Raw genomic sequence first — 13,576 nt, forward strand, 5'->3', positions numbered from 1 at the left:
ATGCTGGAGCAGCTCAAGGAAATCCTGTCCAACAAACTGAAGGTGTCGCCCGAGGCCATCACCCCGGAGGCCACCCGGGAGGACATCGAGCTGGACTCGCTGGCCGTGGTGGAGCTGTCGCTGCTGCTGAAGTCCGAGCTGGACCTGGACATCAGCGACGACGACCTCCTGGAGGCCGAGACCGTGGCGGACATGGTCCGGCTGATGGAGGAGCGGAGCGCGAAGGTCTGATGGCCGGTATGGACATCGCCGTCACCGGGCTCGGCCTGGTCACCCCGGGCGGGATCGGGGTCGGGCCGAGCTGGGCGGCGGTCTGCGACGGCAGGCCGGCCGCCGCCCTGGATCCGGTACTGGCGGACAATCCCGTACAGATCTCCTGCCGGGTGCCCGGCTTCGACCCCGAGATCCTGCTGAGCGCGCGGCGCGCGCACCGACTCGACCGGTTCGTGCAGTTCGCGCTGGTCGCCGCGCACGAGGCGGTGGCCGACGCGGGCCTCGATCCGCAGACCTGGGACGGCGCGCGGGTGGGTGTGGTGCTGGGCTGCGCCGACGGCGGTCCGGGCACGGTCGAGGACCAGCACCAGGTGCTGCGTGAGCAGGGCGCCGACCGGGTGTCGCCGCTGCTGCTGCCCATGCAGCTGCCGAACATGCTGGCCGGTCAGACGGCCATCGAGTTCGGGGCCACGGGTCCGAACCTGGTGGTGGCCACGGCGTGCGCGTCCGGCGCGACGGCCATCGGCACGGCGCGGGACCTGCTGGCGCTCGGCCGCTGCGACATCGTGCTCGCCGGGGGCAGCGAGGCCATGGTCACCCCGTTGGTCATGGCCGGCTTCGCCCAGATGGGCGCGCTGTCGAAGCGGCACGACGACCCCGCGTCCGCGTCCCGGCCGTTCGACTCCGACCGGGACGGGTTCGTCGCGGGCGAGGGCGCCGGGATCCTCGTGATGGAACGGGTGGCCGACGCCCGTGCCCGCGGCGCCCATGTGCACGGCCGGATCATCGGCTACGGCGCCACGGCCGACGCGCACCACATGACGTCGCCGCATCCCGACGGCGCCGGGATCGAGGCGGCGGTGCGGGCGGCGCTCGCGGACGCGGGTGCCGACCCGGACGACGTGCAGCACGTGAACGCCCACGGCACGTCGACACCGCTCAACGATCTGTCCGAGGCTCGCATGATCCAGCGGACCCTGCGCGGGGATCCGCTGGTCACATCCACGAAGGGGGTGACCGGGCATCTGCTGGGCGCCGCGGGGGCCGTCGAGGCCGCGTTCGCCGTGCTCAGCGTGGAGCACGAACTGATTCCGCCCGTCGCCAACTTGGTCATGCCCGATCCCCGGATCGAGATCAAGCTGGCCCAGACCCTGACCGAGATGCCGATCGATCTGGCTCTGAGCACCTCGCTGGGTTTCGGCGGGCAGAACACGGCACTGGCGATCGCCCCTGCCTGAGCCCGCCCCACGACAGCCGTCCGTAGCGAAGCTTCCGCGGGCGGCTGTTCCCCGTTCTCCCGTCCGCCCCATTCTCCCGTCCGCCCCGTCCTCCCTGCTCTGGAGTCCCCATGTCCACCACCATGTCCACCGACGGTTCCCCCTCCCCGCCCGGACGGCTCGGCACCGGGCACATCCTCTTCCTCATCGTCGCGGCCGCCGCCCCGCTGTCCGCGATGGTCGGTACCGTGCCGCTCGCGTTCGCCTTCGGCGACGGGCCGGGCGTGCCGGCGGCGTTCCTGTTCGCCGGGGTCACCCTGCTGTGCTTCTCGGTGGGGTACGCGGTCAGCGCCCGGCGCACCGGCGGCTCCGGCGGCTTCTACGCCTCGGTCGCCGACGGACTCGGGCGGCCGCCCGCCGTCGCGGCCGGGTACGTGGCGCTGCTGTCGTACAACTGCGCCACCGTCGGGCTCGCCGGTGCGCTCGGATACTTCACCCAACTCGTCCTCGCCGCCCACGGGTTGACGGTCTCCTGGGAGTGGTGCGCGGCCGTCGGGCTGGTGCTGACCGCGGTGCTCGGGTACCGGGAGATCGCGCTCAGCGCCCGGGTGCTGGCCCTGCTGATGCTCGGCGAGATCGGTGTGCTGGCCGCGCTGGACATCGCGATCCTCGCCCGGCACGGGCTGCACGCCCTGCCCGCCGCCTCGTTCTCGCCGCATGTCGCGGCCGGGCACGGGGCCGGGGTCTCGCTGATGTTCGCGTTCGTCTCCTTCATCGGTTTCGAGTCGGCGGCCCTGTACGGCAAGGAGGCGAAGGACCCGCGCCGCAGCGTGCCGCGGGCCACCTACGCGGCCGTCGTGCTGATCGCCGGCTTCTACGCGCTGACCAGCTGGCTGGCGGTGGGCGCGGTCGGCACCGGACGGGTGCGGGAGGTCGCGGGCAAGGAGATGGGCGACCTGTTCTTCTCCCTCGGCGACGACTTCCTCGGCAAGGCCGGCAGCACCGGACTCCAGGTGCTGCTGTGCACCAGCCTGTTCGCGGCGACGCTGGCCCTGCACAGCGCCGCCAACCGGTACGCGCAGGTCCTCGCCGAGGACGGACTGCTGCCCGGCGCCCTCGCCGCCGAGCACCCGAGGCACCGCTCCCCGCACCGGGCGAGCCTCGCGCAGAGCGCGCTGACCGCGGTGGTCGTGGGCGCCTTCGCCGTCGCGGGGCTCGACCCGTACTCCGATCTGACGACCAGCATGCTCGGTCTCGGCACCCTCGGCATCGTCGCCCTCCAGGCGCTGGCCGCGCTGTCCGTGCTCGGCCTGCGGGTGCGCGGCGAGGGGCAGGGGCACTGGTGGCGGACGACGCTCGCCCCGCTGCTCGGCTTCGCCGGGCTCGCCGCCTCGGTGTGGCTGGTCGTCGGCAACTTCGACATGCTCACCGGGTCGCCGTCCAAGGTGGTCGCCGCGCTGCCCTGGCTGCTGCCGCTGGTCGCGCTCGGCGGGCTGGCGTACGCCGCCCGGCTGCGCGCCGCGCACCCGCTGCGCTACCGCCGGCTCGGCACCCGGCACCTCGGCTCCCCCGCTCCCGCACCCTCCCCAGCCCTGACAGGAGACCGCCATGCATGACGCGCACGAGCTGATCGAGGCGGGCCCCGACGCCGTACGGCGCCTGGCCCGCCGCCGTCACGACCTCGACGTGGCCGCCCTGAGCGACGTCCTGCGCGCCCGCACCGCGACCCAGGCCGAGGTCAACCGGCTGCGCACCGAGCTGAACCGCACGGCCAAGGCCCGCCGCTCCGGCCCGCCGACCGAGGCCGAGAAAGAGGCGGCGCGGGCGCTGCGGGCCGAGGTGCAGCGGGCGGAGACCGCCGCCCGCACGGCCGCGGGCGCGCTGTGCGAGCTGCTGCTGTCCATCCCCAATCTGCCGCTGGACGCGGTCCCGGACGGCGACTCCGAGAAGGAGGCCGTGGAGATACGGCGCGGCGGGCCCGCACCGCGTCCGGTGGCGGGGGCCCGCCATCACGCCGAGATCGGTGAGGCACTCGGCATCCTCGACTCCCCCGCGGCCGCGAAGCTCTCCGGCGCCCGGTTCAGTGTGGCCCGGGGCGCGGGGGCGCGGCTGGAGCGGGCACTCGGCGACTTCTTCCTCGACCTGCACACCCGTGAGCACGGCTACACCGAGCACTCCGTGCCGTTCCTGGTCGGCCGCGACACCATGACCGGCACCGGCCAACTTCCCAAGTTCGAGGAGGACTTGTTCCGCACCCAGGTCGGCGAGCGGGAACTGTTCCTGATCCCGACGGCGGAGGTGCCGCTGACCAACCTGGTGGCCGGCGAACTGCTGGACGCCCGGAGCCTGCCGTACGCCTTCACCGCCCGCACCCCCTGCTTCCGCGCGGAGGCGGGGGCGTACGGCCGGGACACCCGGGGGGTGCTCAGACTGCACCAGTTCGAGAAGGTGGAGCTGGTCCGGATCTGCGCTCCGGAGCAGGCGCAGGAGCAGCTGGAGCTGATGGTCGCGCAGGCCGAGGAGTGCCTGCGCCGGCTCGAACTGTCCTTCCGCACCGTGCTGTTGCCCGCGGGCGACATGGGCTTCTCGGCACGGATGACGTACGACATCGAGGTGTGGCTGCCGGGCGGCGGCGCCTACCGGGAGATCTCCTCGGTCTCCGACTGCGGCACCTTCCAGGCCCGCCGGGCCGACATCCGCGTCAAGCGGGCCGACGGCCGCAAGACTCCGGCGGCCACCCTGAACGGTTCGGCCCTGCCGATCGGCCGCACGGTGGCCGCGCTGCTGGAGCAGGGGCAGCGGGAGGACGGCTCGGTGGTGCTGCCGCAGGCGCTGGTGCCCTACACCGGGTTCCGGCGCATCCTGCCGGGCGGAGCGACCGAGTAGCGCACATCGAGAAATGAAGGGGGCGGGAGTCGAGAACGACTCCCGCCCCCTTCGGCGTGCGGTGCTCAGGCGCCCGTCATGTGCACCCCGCCGTCGACGTGGACGATCTCGCCGGTGGTGCGCGGGAAGAAGTCCGACAGCAGGGCGACGACGCCGCGGGCGGCCGGGCCGGGGTCGGTGAGGTCCCAGCCGGCCGGGGCGCGGCCGGTGGTCCAGACGTCGGCCAGCTCGGCGAAGCCGGGGATGGACCGGGCGGCCATGGAGCGCAGGGGGCCGGCCGCGACCAGGTTGCAGCGGATGCCGCGGCTGCCCAGGTCGCGGGCGAGATAGCGGCTGGTGGACTCCAGGGCGGCCTTCGCGACGCCCATCCAGTCGTAGTGCGGCCAGGCCACGCCCGCGTCGAAGGTGAGGCCGACGACCGAGCCGCCGCGCCGTTCCAGCAGCGGCAGACAGGCGGTGGTGAGGGACTTCAGGGAGTAGGCCGAGACCTGCACGGCCGTCGCGACGTCGGCCCAGGTGCCGTCGAGGAAGGAGAAGGCACCCGGGGGTCCGTAGGCGATGGAGTGGACGACGCCGTCGAGGCGGTCGGTGTGCGCGCCGATCCGCTCGGCGAGGGTGTCGAGGTGGTCCTGGTCGGTGACGTCCAGCTCGATGACCGGGGCGGGCCTCGGCAGTTTGTCCGCGAACCGCTCGATCAGGGAGAGCCGGCCGAAGCCGGTGAGCAGCACCTCGGCGCCCTCCTCCTGGGCGACGCGGGCCACGTGGAAGGCGATGGAGGCGTCCGTGACCATGCCGGTGACCAGGACGCAGCTGCCGGCGAGCAGACCGCTCACGCCACCGACACCCCCTCGGGCAGGCCGCCGACCAGCGGCGAGTCATGGTCCTGGGGACCGATCACGCTGCCGCCGCCGGGCGAGCCGAGGCCCGCGAAGAAGGCGGCGTTGGAGGCCGCGTGGTCGCCGCCCCACTCCGCGGGCACGTCGTCCTCGAAGTAGATGGCGTCGACGGGACAGACCGGTTCGCAGGCCCCGCAGTCCACGCATTCGTCCGGGTGGATGTAGAGGGCGCGGCGGCCTTCGTAGATGCAGTCGACGGGGCATTCGTCGATGCAGGAGCGGTCCTTGACGTCGACGCAGGGCAGTCCGATGACGTAGGCCATGCTCAACTCCTTGTCCAGATAGGTCGGTTCAGTCGACGGGGAGGCCGGTGGTGCGTTCGCCGAGGGTCAGCACGGTGAGGGCGAGGACGGCCATGGCGGCGGCGATGACGCCGAACAGCGCGCCGGGGCCGTGGGCGTCGAGGACCGGCAGCAGCACGAACGGCAGGGCACCGGCGCTGAGTTTGGACAGCGAGTAGGCGGCGCCGGCGGCGGTGGCCCGGATCGCGGTCGGGTACTGCTCGGAGAGATAGACGTGCGAGACGCTGGAGAAGACGTTGCTGAACAGGGTGTAGGCGAAGCCGCAGACCACCACCAGGGCGGCCGAGCCCGCACAGGCGAAGCCGAGGCCCGCCACCACCATCGCGGCCGACGACAGGGCGATCAGGGTGCGGCGCTCGACCCGGTCCACGACGGGCAGGGCGAGCGCCGAGCCCACGGGATACCCGAGGAAGGACAGCGCCGTGAACCCGAGCCCGGCGACGATCCCGTACCCCTTGGCGGCGACGATCTGCGGCGCGAGCGTCCCGAACCCGTAGTACCCGACGACCGAGAGCACGGAGAACAGCCAGAGCACGAGGGTGCGCCGCCGCAGGCCGGGGCCGAAGACGTCCCGGAGAGCGGACGCGTCCGCGCGGGGCTCGGGCCGCGTCTCGGGTGGGGTGAGGAGCAGGCCGCGGCCGGCCGCCTCGGCCTCCATGCCGGACACCAGCGACTCCGCCTCGGCGCCGCGGCCGTTCACCGCGAGCCACCGCGGCGACTCGATCAGTCCGCGCCGCAGCACCCACACGACGGCGGAGCCGACCGCGCCGAGCACGAACAGCCAGCGCCAGCCCGCCACGCCGAGCGGGGTGCGCGGGACCAGCCACAGCGCGGCGAAGCCCACCGCGGGGACCCCGCAGAAGGCGAGCGTGTAGGCGCCGGAGATGAACCGGCCGCGCCGGCCGGCGGGCAGGACGTCGGCCAGGTAGCAGTCGGACAGGGCCTGTTCGGCGCCGATGCCGAGGCCGGCGAGGAAGCGGGTGCCGATCAGCCAGGCGGCGTTCGGGGCGAGGGCCCCGAGCAGCGAGAACGCCGAGTAGAGGGCGAGGTTGACGAGGAAGGCCCGGCGCCGGCCGAATCGGTCGGCGATCCGGCCGAGCGTCAGGGACCCGAGGAACTGGCCGAGGAATCCGGAGGCCAGGACGAGCTTGAGCGAGGTCGCGCCGAAGCCGAAGTCGCTCTGGAGCACCTTGCCGAGGGTGCCGGACAGATTGTTCTCGAAGGTGTCGAAGAACAGGCCGACACCGATGACGGCCGTGAGTCTGCGGTGCAGCGGGAGGATCGGCAGCCGGTCCAGCCGGGCGCCGATCGGGGCGGGAGCGGTGACATCGCCCGCCGCCGCGGTGGTCTGGGACATGGATCGTGCTCCTTGGGGCGGGCGGACGTCGGGGCGGCTCGGCGGGCGCGGGCCGGGGCTCAGGCGACCCGGGCGGCCTCGGCCGCCGCTGCCTGGCGGCGGATCTGCTCCGCGACGTCACCGCGCCGCACGGGCGCGCTGACCTCGTGCAGATAGGAGGCGACCTCGCGGTACGAGGCCCAGAAGCCGACCTCGTGGTACGGCACTCCGCGCTCGGCGCAGTACTGCATGGTGAGTTCGCGGGCGCGCGGCAGGCTCTTCTGCGGCATGGCCGGGAACAGGTGGTGCTCGACCTGGTAGTTGAGGCCGCCGTAGAGGAAGTCGACGAGCAGGCTGGGCCGGATGTTGCGGGAGGTCAGGACCTGGCGCTCCAGCCAGTCCAGGGTCTCCTCCTCGCCGTCGCGGATCTGCATGCCCTTGTGGTTCGGGGCGAAGATCATCCCGAAGTAGACGCCGAGGGCGGCGTGCTGGACGACGATGAACGCGACCGCGAGGACCGGGGACAGGACGGTGAAGACGAGGCCGAGGTAGACGGCGGTGCGCAGCAGGATCAGGAAGGTCTCCAGCACGGGCCGCTTGGTCTTGCCCTGGACGATGGACAGGACGGCCGTCTTCAGCATCTTGAAGCCTTCGAGCACGAGCAGCACGAAGAACAGCACGCTCTGGTAGCGCACGACGAGCTTCTGGGTGCCCTTGCGGGAGGGGTACTGCTTGATGTCGAAGATGGCGGTGCGCCGGCCGATGTCCGGGTCCATGTCCAGGTGGTTGGGGTTGGAGTGGTGCCGGTTGTGGTGGTTGACCCACCAGCCGTAGCTGACCCCGTTGACCAGGTTGGCGTGCACATAGCCGACCGCGGAGGCGGCCTTCTTGCTGCGGAACATCGACTTGTGGCCGGCGTCGTGCCACATGAACGCCGACTGGCCGCCGCACAGGCCCATCCACAGGGCCGTGGCGAGCTGCCACCAGGAGTCGCCCAGCTCGAAGAAGGCGGCGAACCCGATCAGCAGCAGGAGGGTGTTGAGGGCGAGCTTGCCCACGTAGTAGCGCGGGTCGAGGTCGAGCAGTCCCTCGGCCTTGACCCGTTTGAGCAGTTCGGCGAAGGTCGCCGAGGCGCCGGGGCGGGCTGTGGCCGCGGAGGCGGGGGCCCCGGCCGTCTGTATGTGCGGACGCTGCATGCGTTGCTCTCCTTGGGAGAAGTGCCCGGATCGGGCGGCGGCGCCGCGGCCGGGCGGAGCTGCGGGCGCCGCGAGTCGACTTCAGCTCCCGCGCGCGGTCACCGTCGCGGGCGGGGCTCACCCGGCGGGCCGGGGCGACGGGAGCACAGTGCGGTGCTCCCGGGCCCGGACCGCCGGGCGAACGTGTGTCCAGCGTTCCGTGGAGCGCTGATGTGACACTGATGTCCCTCTGATCGGACGTGCCGGGCCGCGCTCAGGCGGCCGCCTCGGCGCGCAGCCGCTCGTCCAGCGCGCGCACGACGGCGTCGGCGGCCTCGGCGACCTGCTGGTCGTCGGGTGCCCCGATGACGGCCATCAGCTGCTCGACCATGGCGTGCTGGAGTTCCTCGGTGGACTGGCTCATGGCTTCTCCTGGTGGGTGATGAGGTGGTGATGCGCCGTCAGAAGGCGTTGCAGGCACGGAAAATGTGCGCGAAGCCGGGCAGCGAGGCCTGCGGGCCGTCGATGGCGACGTACTCGGGGATGCTCAGGTCGGGCGCCCACTTCTGCTTGTACGACAGCTGTGTCTGCGCCGGGTACAGCGCGGCGCCCTCGGCCCACAGGGCGTGCATCAGCCACTGGAACGCCGGGCTGTGGCCGTCGAGTTCGTGGCTCGCGTCCAGCCCGGTGAAGGGGGTGAAACCGAAGTGCAGCCAGTCGACGCCCTCGGCCCGGAACACCTCGACGGCGTGCGCGTTGATGGCCTCCATCAGGCCCGGGGAGCCCTCGGGGATGCGGCGGCTGAGGTCGTGCATCCACCCGGCCCGGCTGCCGTACACCGGGGAGTACGAGATGTAGGCGACCGGGGCGCCGTCGATGGTGCCGACGAAGAGCCGGCGGTGGGCCTGGGCCGGGCCGCCGATCTGGCCGACCAGGAACTCCAGTTGCTGGGCGCCGCCCTTGGAGCCGAGCCAGGCCGCGTCGATGGCGGCGATGGCCTCGCGCACGTCGGCGGCGTCGGCCTCGTGGATGGTCAGGCCGTTGCGGTGGGCGCGGGAGATCTTGTTGCGCAGCTGCATGAACTTGGTGCCGCGCAGGGTGAATTCGGCCAGGCTCACCGCCCAGGAGGCGCCGACCTGGTTGACGGTGAAGCCGCGCCGGGCGTAGCGCTCGGCGTCGGCGCGCTGGAGCTGGACGCCGACGACGCCGAGCCCTTCGTCCCGGGCGCGCTGCCGGAAGGCGTCGAGGAGGGTGTCGTAGTCCTCCTCGGCGGCGAAGGGGCCGCCGAACTGCACGGCCCAGCGGCCGGTGCGGCGGTACACGACGACACCGTCCGCGCCCGGGACGGTGAAGACGCTGTTTCCGCTGTTGAGCGTCAGGAACGAACTCGGATTCTCGCTCGCGGTGTGGGTCCGTATCGCGTCCAGAATCCGGCTGTCGGTACTGCTTCCGGTGGTGCTCTCGGTGGTGGTGGCGGTCATTCGCGTACCCCTTTCGGGCGCGTTTTCGCGGCATGGGAGTGTTGCAGGGAGTACAGCACCGCCGGGCCGTCCGGGAAAAGAGCCGTTGGAAATTCATTGCCTTGCGTCAGAAGCGTGTCAGCATTCCGTCAGCGCACGGTGTCACTGTGATGGACGTGAACGGCACGGAACGCCGGTGCCGGGATCCCGCCCTCCCCACCGTGGTACGCACCACCGCCGGATCGCGATGTCCGTACGCGGGTGAATGAGAATTCACCATTCCGGATTCCAGGAACCGCCGGCCGCCCCCGTCCCGGCGGACAATCCGCCCCGGCGGGCCGCTGAAGGAAATCGAGGCCCGCCGGGGCGAGGCGTATGCGGTCACCCTTGTCTGCCATCGCAGCACCACATCGGAAACACCGTCGCCGAGGAATTGTCATCAAGGGGGAAAGACATGCTGAGGTTCTCCGTTCTCGGACCGCTGGAGATACGCACCGACGTGGGACCGGCGGACGTCCCGGGCGATCTCCAGCGCATCCTGGTGCAGACGCTGCTGGTCAGCGAGGGCCGGCCGGTGTCCGGGGAGAGCCTGGCCGAGGAGATGTGGGGTGAGGCCGCCCCCGACAACCAGGCCAACGCCCTCCAGGCGCACATCAGCAGGCTGCGCCGCAGGCTCCGCACGCTGGAGCCGGAGCGCGCGGCCTCGCGGGTGACGATCCATCCGGCCGGGTACCGGCTGAGCCTCGGCGAGGGCGAGCTGGACGCGGCCGAGTTCGTCCGGGCCGTGCGGCAGGCGGAGGGCGCCGGCGCGGCCGAGGCGGGCCGCACCGCCCGGCTGTTGGAGGACGCGCTGGCACTGTGGCGCGGCGCGGTCTTCGGCGGTTTCCCCGGCGGAACGCTGTGCCAGCTGGCGGGCGCCCGCCTGGAGGAGTACCGGATGCGGGCGATGGAGCTGCGCTTCGACGCCGAGTTACGGCTGGGACGGCACGCGGCCGTCCTCGCGGAGCTGGCCGAGGCGCACACCAACCACCCGCTGCGCGAGCGCTTCTGCGAGCAGCTGATGATCGCCCTGTACGGCGCGGGACGGCAGGCCGACGCCCTCGACGCCTTCCGCAGGATGCGCCGCCGCCTCGACGACGAACTCGGCATCCAGCCCTCCCCCGCGCTGCGCCGCGTCGAGAGCGCGATCCTCGCCCACGACCCTGCCCTGACCAGGGACGCCCATCTCCAACTGGCCTGAAAGACAGGGGCGTTGTCCCGCGTAAGCGGTCCGTCAGCCCCCGGTCAGCCCGCCTTGCCAGGCTGGGCGGACCAGTGGGGTTCCGTCACTTCACGTATGCAGGGGGAGACATGAGGTCCCGCGTCGAGGAACTGGCCGGCCTGCGCGACAGCGTGCTCGCCGGCCCCAGCGAGAGGGCGACGGCCGCCCAGAAGGCCAAGGGCAAGCTCACCGTGCGCGAGCGGATCGGCCTGCTGCTCGACCCGGGCTCGTTCCACGAGGTCGAGCCGCTGCGCCGGCACCGGGCGCAGGGGTTCGGGCTGGAGGCGAAGAAGCCCTACACCGACGGCGTCGTCACCGGCTGGGGCACGGTCGAGGGCCGTACGGTCTTCGTCTACGCCCATGACTTCCGGATCTTCGGCGGTGCCCTGGGCGAGGCCCACGCGGCCAAGATCCACAAGATCATGGACATGGCCCTGGCGGCGGGCGCTCCGCTGGTCTCCCTGAACGACGGTGCGGGCGCCCGGATCCAGGAGGGCGTGACCGCGCTCGCCGGGTACGGCGGCATCTTCCGCCGCAACACCAAGGCGTCGGGTGTCATCCCGCAGATCAGCGTGATGCTCGGCCCGTGCGCGGGCGGTGCCGCGTACTCGCCTGCCCTGACGGACTTCGTGTTCATGGTCCGCGAGACGTCCCAGATGTTCATCACGGGCCCGGACGTGGTCAAGGCCGTGACCGGCGAGGAGATCAGCCAGAACGGGCTCGGCGGCGCCGACGTGCACGCCGAGACCAGCGGCGTGTGCCACTTCGCCTACGACGACGAGGAGACCTGTCTGGAGGAGGTCCGCTACCTGCTCTCGCTCCTCCCCCGCAACAACCGCGAGAACCCGCCCGCGGTGCCCTGCGACGACCCCGCGGACCGGCGCTGCGCCGCGCTCGCGGACCTGGTGCCGGTGGACGGGAACCGGCCGTACGACATGGCGCAGGTGATCGAGGAGATCGTCGACGACGGCGACTTCCTGGAGGTGCACCAGCGCTGGGCGCGCAACATCATCTGCGCGCTGGCCCGTCTCGACGGCCAGGTGGTCGGGATCGTCGCCAACCAGCCGCAGTCCCTGGCCGGCGTGCTGGACATCGAGGCCAGTGAAAAGGCCGCGCGCTTCGTCCAGATGTGTGACGCCTTCAGCATCCCGATCGTGACCCTGCTGGACGTGCCGGGCTTCCTGCCGGGCGTCGGCCAGGAGCACGGCGGCATCATCCGGCACGGCGCGAAGCTGCTGTACGCCTACTGCGACGCGACCGTGCCGAGGATCTCGCTCATCCTGCGCAAGGCGTACGGCGGCGCGTACATCGTCATGGACTCCCAGTCGATCGGCGCGGACCTGACGTACGCCTGGCCGACCAACGAGATCGCCGTGATGGGCGCCGAGGGCGCCGCCAACGTCATCTTCCGCCGGCAGATCGCCGAGGCCGACGATCCGCAGGCGCGGCGCGCGGAGCTGGTCAAGGAGTACAAGGCCGAGCTGATGCACCCGTACTACGCGGCCGAACGCGGCCTCGTGGACGACGTGATCGACCCGGCCGACACCCGTGCCGTCCTCATCGGGGCGCTGTCGATGCTGCGCACGAAGCACGCCGAGCGTCCCGCCCGCAAACACGGCAATCCCCCACAGTGACGGAGGTCTTCATGTCCGGATCCGCTCCCCTGCCCCCCGCGTCCCCGGTCCCCCCGATCCGTGTCGAGCGGGGCCAGGCCACCGCGGAGGAGCTGGCCGCGCTCACGGTGCTGCTGCTCAGCCGCAGCGCGCAGACCGCGCCCGACGCCGCCCCCGCCACCGACGGCGGCACGTCCTGGCGCCCGCACGCCTACCACGCCCCGCACAGCTGGCAGCGCTCCTGACCCCGGCCCGGCCGCCGGGCGGACCGGGCCGTTGCGGGCCCGGGCCGCCCGGCACACGGCCGGCGCTCATTGTTTGGCGAGCGTGATGTCCTTGTCGGCCGCCGCGTGGAAGGCGGGCAGCGGCAGGTTGCCGATGAGGCCGGTGTCCGTGGGCCGCAGTTCCATGAGGGTCGCCTGGACGTGGGCCTTGCCGGCCTTGAGGGTCTCGTCGCCGGGCTTGCCGGAGTTCTTCCAGTGGTGCTCGGCGCCGTCGCACTTCGCGCCGCTGCCGCCGATGCCGTACCGGACCCCGGGGCTGCTCTGGCTGATCGAGGAGCTGACGAACACCGGTCCGCTGCCGGCGGTGCACCGGTAGGTGCCGGAGAGCGTGACGGTGCCGTCGGAGGCGAGCTTGCCGGTGGCGTCGACGGTGACGGTCTCCGAAGGTGCGGCAGGCGCGGCGGGGTCGGCGCCGGCCGGGCCGACGGCGGCGCAGAGCAGGGCCGCGGCGCCGAGGGCCGAGGCGAGGGCGGGGCGAACGGGCATGGGGGGGTACCTCCCGGTTCCCTGGGGTGATGGGGTCGAGAGTTCCACTGGATACCGGGCGTCCGTGCCGCGGGGCGTGACCGTCACCCCATCGGTGGCGCGTCATGGAACCGTCCGGGAGTTGTCCGGGTGTTGTCACGCTTCACGGCGATCGGTTCCGGTGCGTTCACGGCGGTCGCATGGTCTGAGGTGACGGGCGTCGGCCGGACCCGCCGGCCCCCTCACGTCCCGTTGTGGAGGTGCGCCATGTGCTCCTGCCGGTCCTCGTGCCCCGCGTCCGCCACTGCCCCGCGGCACCCGGTCGCCGCCCACCCCGAGCAGGGCTGGACGCTGCTGTGCGACGGCTCGATCGTCTTCGACGACAGCGGCGAGCTGCACGCGGACGGCAGTGTCGTCGCGCCGTGCCGGCTCCCGGCGGACCGGCTCCCGGCGGCGGCCTGAGCGGCC

At 72.4% G+C, this 13,576-nt stretch carries 15 protein-coding genes; 8 read left to right on the top strand and 7 right to left on the bottom strand.

Annotation, left to right across the window (positions count from 1 at the left end; all coding sequences use genetic code 11):
• From BIV25_RS22250 to serS, 4 genes are all read left to right on the top strand, one after another.
• Window positions 1–231, top strand: a complete 231-nt coding sequence (locus BIV25_RS22250) for a phosphopantetheine-binding protein (protein ID WP_046422004.1) — start codon at window positions 1–3, stop codon at window positions 229–231.
• Entirely contained in the window at window positions 231–1,451 is a 1,221-nt protein-coding gene (locus tag BIV25_RS22255; RefSeq protein ID WP_071374140.1) for a beta-ketoacyl synthase, read from the top strand. Before BIV25_RS22250 ends, BIV25_RS22255 begins: the two co-directional genes overlap by 1 nt.
• A gap of 110 nt (window positions 1,452–1,561) precedes the next feature.
• Window positions 1,562–3,046, top strand: a complete 1,485-nt coding sequence (locus BIV25_RS22260) for an APC family permease (RefSeq protein ID WP_071374141.1) — start codon at window positions 1,562–1,564, stop codon at window positions 3,044–3,046.
• Window positions 3,039–4,316, top strand: a complete 1,278-nt coding sequence (gene serS, locus BIV25_RS22265; protein ID WP_071374142.1) for a serine--tRNA ligase — start codon at window positions 3,039–3,041, stop codon at window positions 4,314–4,316. Before BIV25_RS22260 ends, serS begins: the two co-directional genes overlap by 8 nt.
• 65 nt (window positions 4,317–4,381) lie before the next feature.
• On the opposite strand, the gene fabI is transcribed toward serS, so the two are convergent.
• The 6 genes from fabI to BIV25_RS22290 form a co-directional block, all read right to left on the bottom strand.
• Window positions 4,382–5,149 (bottom strand): enoyl-ACP reductase FabI, encoded by a 768-nt coding sequence (fabI, locus tag BIV25_RS22270; RefSeq protein ID WP_071374143.1) that lies wholly within the window; start codon window positions 5,147–5,149, stop codon window positions 4,382–4,384.
• Entirely contained in the window at window positions 5,146–5,475 is a 330-nt protein-coding gene (fdxA, locus tag BIV25_RS22275; RefSeq protein WP_071374144.1) for a ferredoxin, read from the bottom strand. Before fdxA ends, fabI begins: the two co-directional genes overlap by 4 nt.
• A gap of 28 nt (window positions 5,476–5,503) precedes the next feature.
• Window positions 5,504–6,871, bottom strand: coding sequence for an MFS transporter (locus BIV25_RS22280; protein ID WP_071374145.1), 1,368 nt, complete (start codon window positions 6,869–6,871; stop codon window positions 5,504–5,506).
• A gap of 59 nt (window positions 6,872–6,930) precedes the next feature.
• A complete protein-coding gene (locus BIV25_RS22285; protein WP_071374146.1) occupies window positions 6,931–8,046 on the bottom strand; it encodes an acyl-CoA desaturase in 1,116 nt (371 codons plus the stop codon).
• A 253-nt stretch (window positions 8,047–8,299) separates the two neighbouring features.
• The gene (locus BIV25_RS51250) at window positions 8,300–8,449 is read right to left on the bottom strand and encodes a hypothetical protein (protein WP_177235375.1); all 150 of its coding nucleotides are present in this window, start codon (window positions 8,447–8,449) and stop codon (window positions 8,300–8,302) included.
• A gap of 37 nt (window positions 8,450–8,486) precedes the next feature.
• Complete coding sequence (locus BIV25_RS22290; RefSeq protein WP_071374147.1) at window positions 8,487–9,506, bottom strand: DUF2156 domain-containing protein; 1,020 nt, start codon at window positions 9,504–9,506, stop codon at window positions 8,487–8,489.
• 433 nt (window positions 9,507–9,939) lie between these two features.
• Here BIV25_RS22290 and BIV25_RS22295 point away from each other — a divergent pair, with 433 nt between their 5' ends.
• The 3 genes from BIV25_RS22295 (at window position 9,940) to BIV25_RS22305 (ending at window position 12,604) form a co-directional block, all read left to right on the top strand.
• Window positions 9,940–10,725: an AfsR/SARP family transcriptional regulator gene (locus BIV25_RS22295; protein ID WP_071374148.1), complete on the top strand. Its 786-nt coding sequence runs from the start codon at window positions 9,940–9,942 to the stop codon at window positions 10,723–10,725.
• A 110-nt stretch (window positions 10,726–10,835) separates the two neighbouring features.
• Entirely contained in the window at window positions 10,836–12,380 is a 1,545-nt protein-coding gene (locus BIV25_RS22300; RefSeq protein ID WP_071374149.1) for an acyl-CoA carboxylase subunit beta, read from the top strand.
• An 11-nt stretch (window positions 12,381–12,391) separates the two neighbouring features.
• Window positions 12,392–12,604, top strand: a complete 213-nt coding sequence (locus BIV25_RS22305) for an acyl-CoA carboxylase subunit epsilon (protein ID WP_071374296.1) — start codon at window positions 12,392–12,394, stop codon at window positions 12,602–12,604.
• Between the two features lie 66 nt (window positions 12,605–12,670).
• Here BIV25_RS22305 and BIV25_RS22310 read toward each other — a convergent pair whose 3' ends face one another.
• On the bottom strand, window positions 12,671–13,129 hold the full coding sequence (locus BIV25_RS22310; RefSeq protein WP_071374150.1) for a DUF6299 family protein: 459 nt from the start codon (window positions 13,127–13,129) through the stop codon (window positions 12,671–12,673).
• 246 nt (window positions 13,130–13,375) lie between these two features.
• Between BIV25_RS22310 and BIV25_RS22315 the strand changes: the two genes are divergently transcribed.
• Window positions 13,376–13,570: a DUF5999 family protein gene (locus tag BIV25_RS22315; RefSeq protein WP_071374151.1), complete on the top strand. Its 195-nt coding sequence runs from the start codon at window positions 13,376–13,378 to the stop codon at window positions 13,568–13,570.
• Window positions 13,571–13,576: the final 6 nt, after the last annotated feature.

This window comes from Streptomyces sp. MUSC 14 (genome assembly GCF_001866675.1).
Lineage (GTDB): Bacteria > Actinomycetota > Actinomycetes > Streptomycetales > Streptomycetaceae > Streptomyces.

Bases quoted from the DNA above. Each gene is read 5' to 3' on its own strand.
- BIV25_RS22250 (WP_046422004.1), top strand. From the start codon at position 1: ATGCTGGAGCAGCTCAAGGAAATCCTGTCCAACAAACTGAAGGTGTCG.
- BIV25_RS22255 (WP_071374140.1), top strand. From the start codon at position 231: ATGGCCGGTATGGACATCGCCGTCACCGGGCTCGGCCTGGTCACCCCG.
- BIV25_RS22260 (WP_071374141.1), top strand. From the start codon at position 1,562: ATGTCCACCACCATGTCCACCGACGGTTCCCCCTCCCCGCCCGGACGG.
- serS (WP_071374142.1), top strand. From the start codon at position 3,039: ATGCATGACGCGCACGAGCTGATCGAGGCGGGCCCCGACGCCGTACGG.
- fdxA (WP_071374144.1), bottom strand. From the start codon at position 5,475: ATGGCCTACGTCATCGGACTGCCCTGCGTCGACGTCAAGGACCGCTCC.
- BIV25_RS22280 (WP_071374145.1), bottom strand. From the start codon at position 6,871: ATGTCCCAGACCACCGCGGCGGCGGGCGATGTCACCGCTCCCGCCCCG.
- BIV25_RS22285 (WP_071374146.1), bottom strand. From the start codon at position 8,046: ATGCAGCGTCCGCACATACAGACGGCCGGGGCCCCCGCCTCCGCGGCC.
- BIV25_RS51250 (WP_177235375.1), bottom strand. From the start codon at position 8,449: ATGAGCCAGTCCACCGAGGAACTCCAGCACGCCATGGTCGAGCAGCTG.
- BIV25_RS22290 (WP_071374147.1), bottom strand. From the start codon at position 9,506: ATGACCGCCACCACCACCGAGAGCACCACCGGAAGCAGTACCGACAGC.
- BIV25_RS22295 (WP_071374148.1), top strand. From the start codon at position 9,940: ATGCTGAGGTTCTCCGTTCTCGGACCGCTGGAGATACGCACCGACGTG.
- BIV25_RS22300 (WP_071374149.1), top strand. From the start codon at position 10,836: ATGAGGTCCCGCGTCGAGGAACTGGCCGGCCTGCGCGACAGCGTGCTC.
- BIV25_RS22305 (WP_071374296.1), top strand. From the start codon at position 12,392: ATGTCCGGATCCGCTCCCCTGCCCCCCGCGTCCCCGGTCCCCCCGATC.
- BIV25_RS22310 (WP_071374150.1), bottom strand. From the start codon at position 13,129: ATGCCCGTTCGCCCCGCCCTCGCCTCGGCCCTCGGCGCCGCGGCCCTG.
- BIV25_RS22315 (WP_071374151.1), top strand. From the start codon at position 13,376: ATGTGCTCCTGCCGGTCCTCGTGCCCCGCGTCCGCCACTGCCCCGCGG.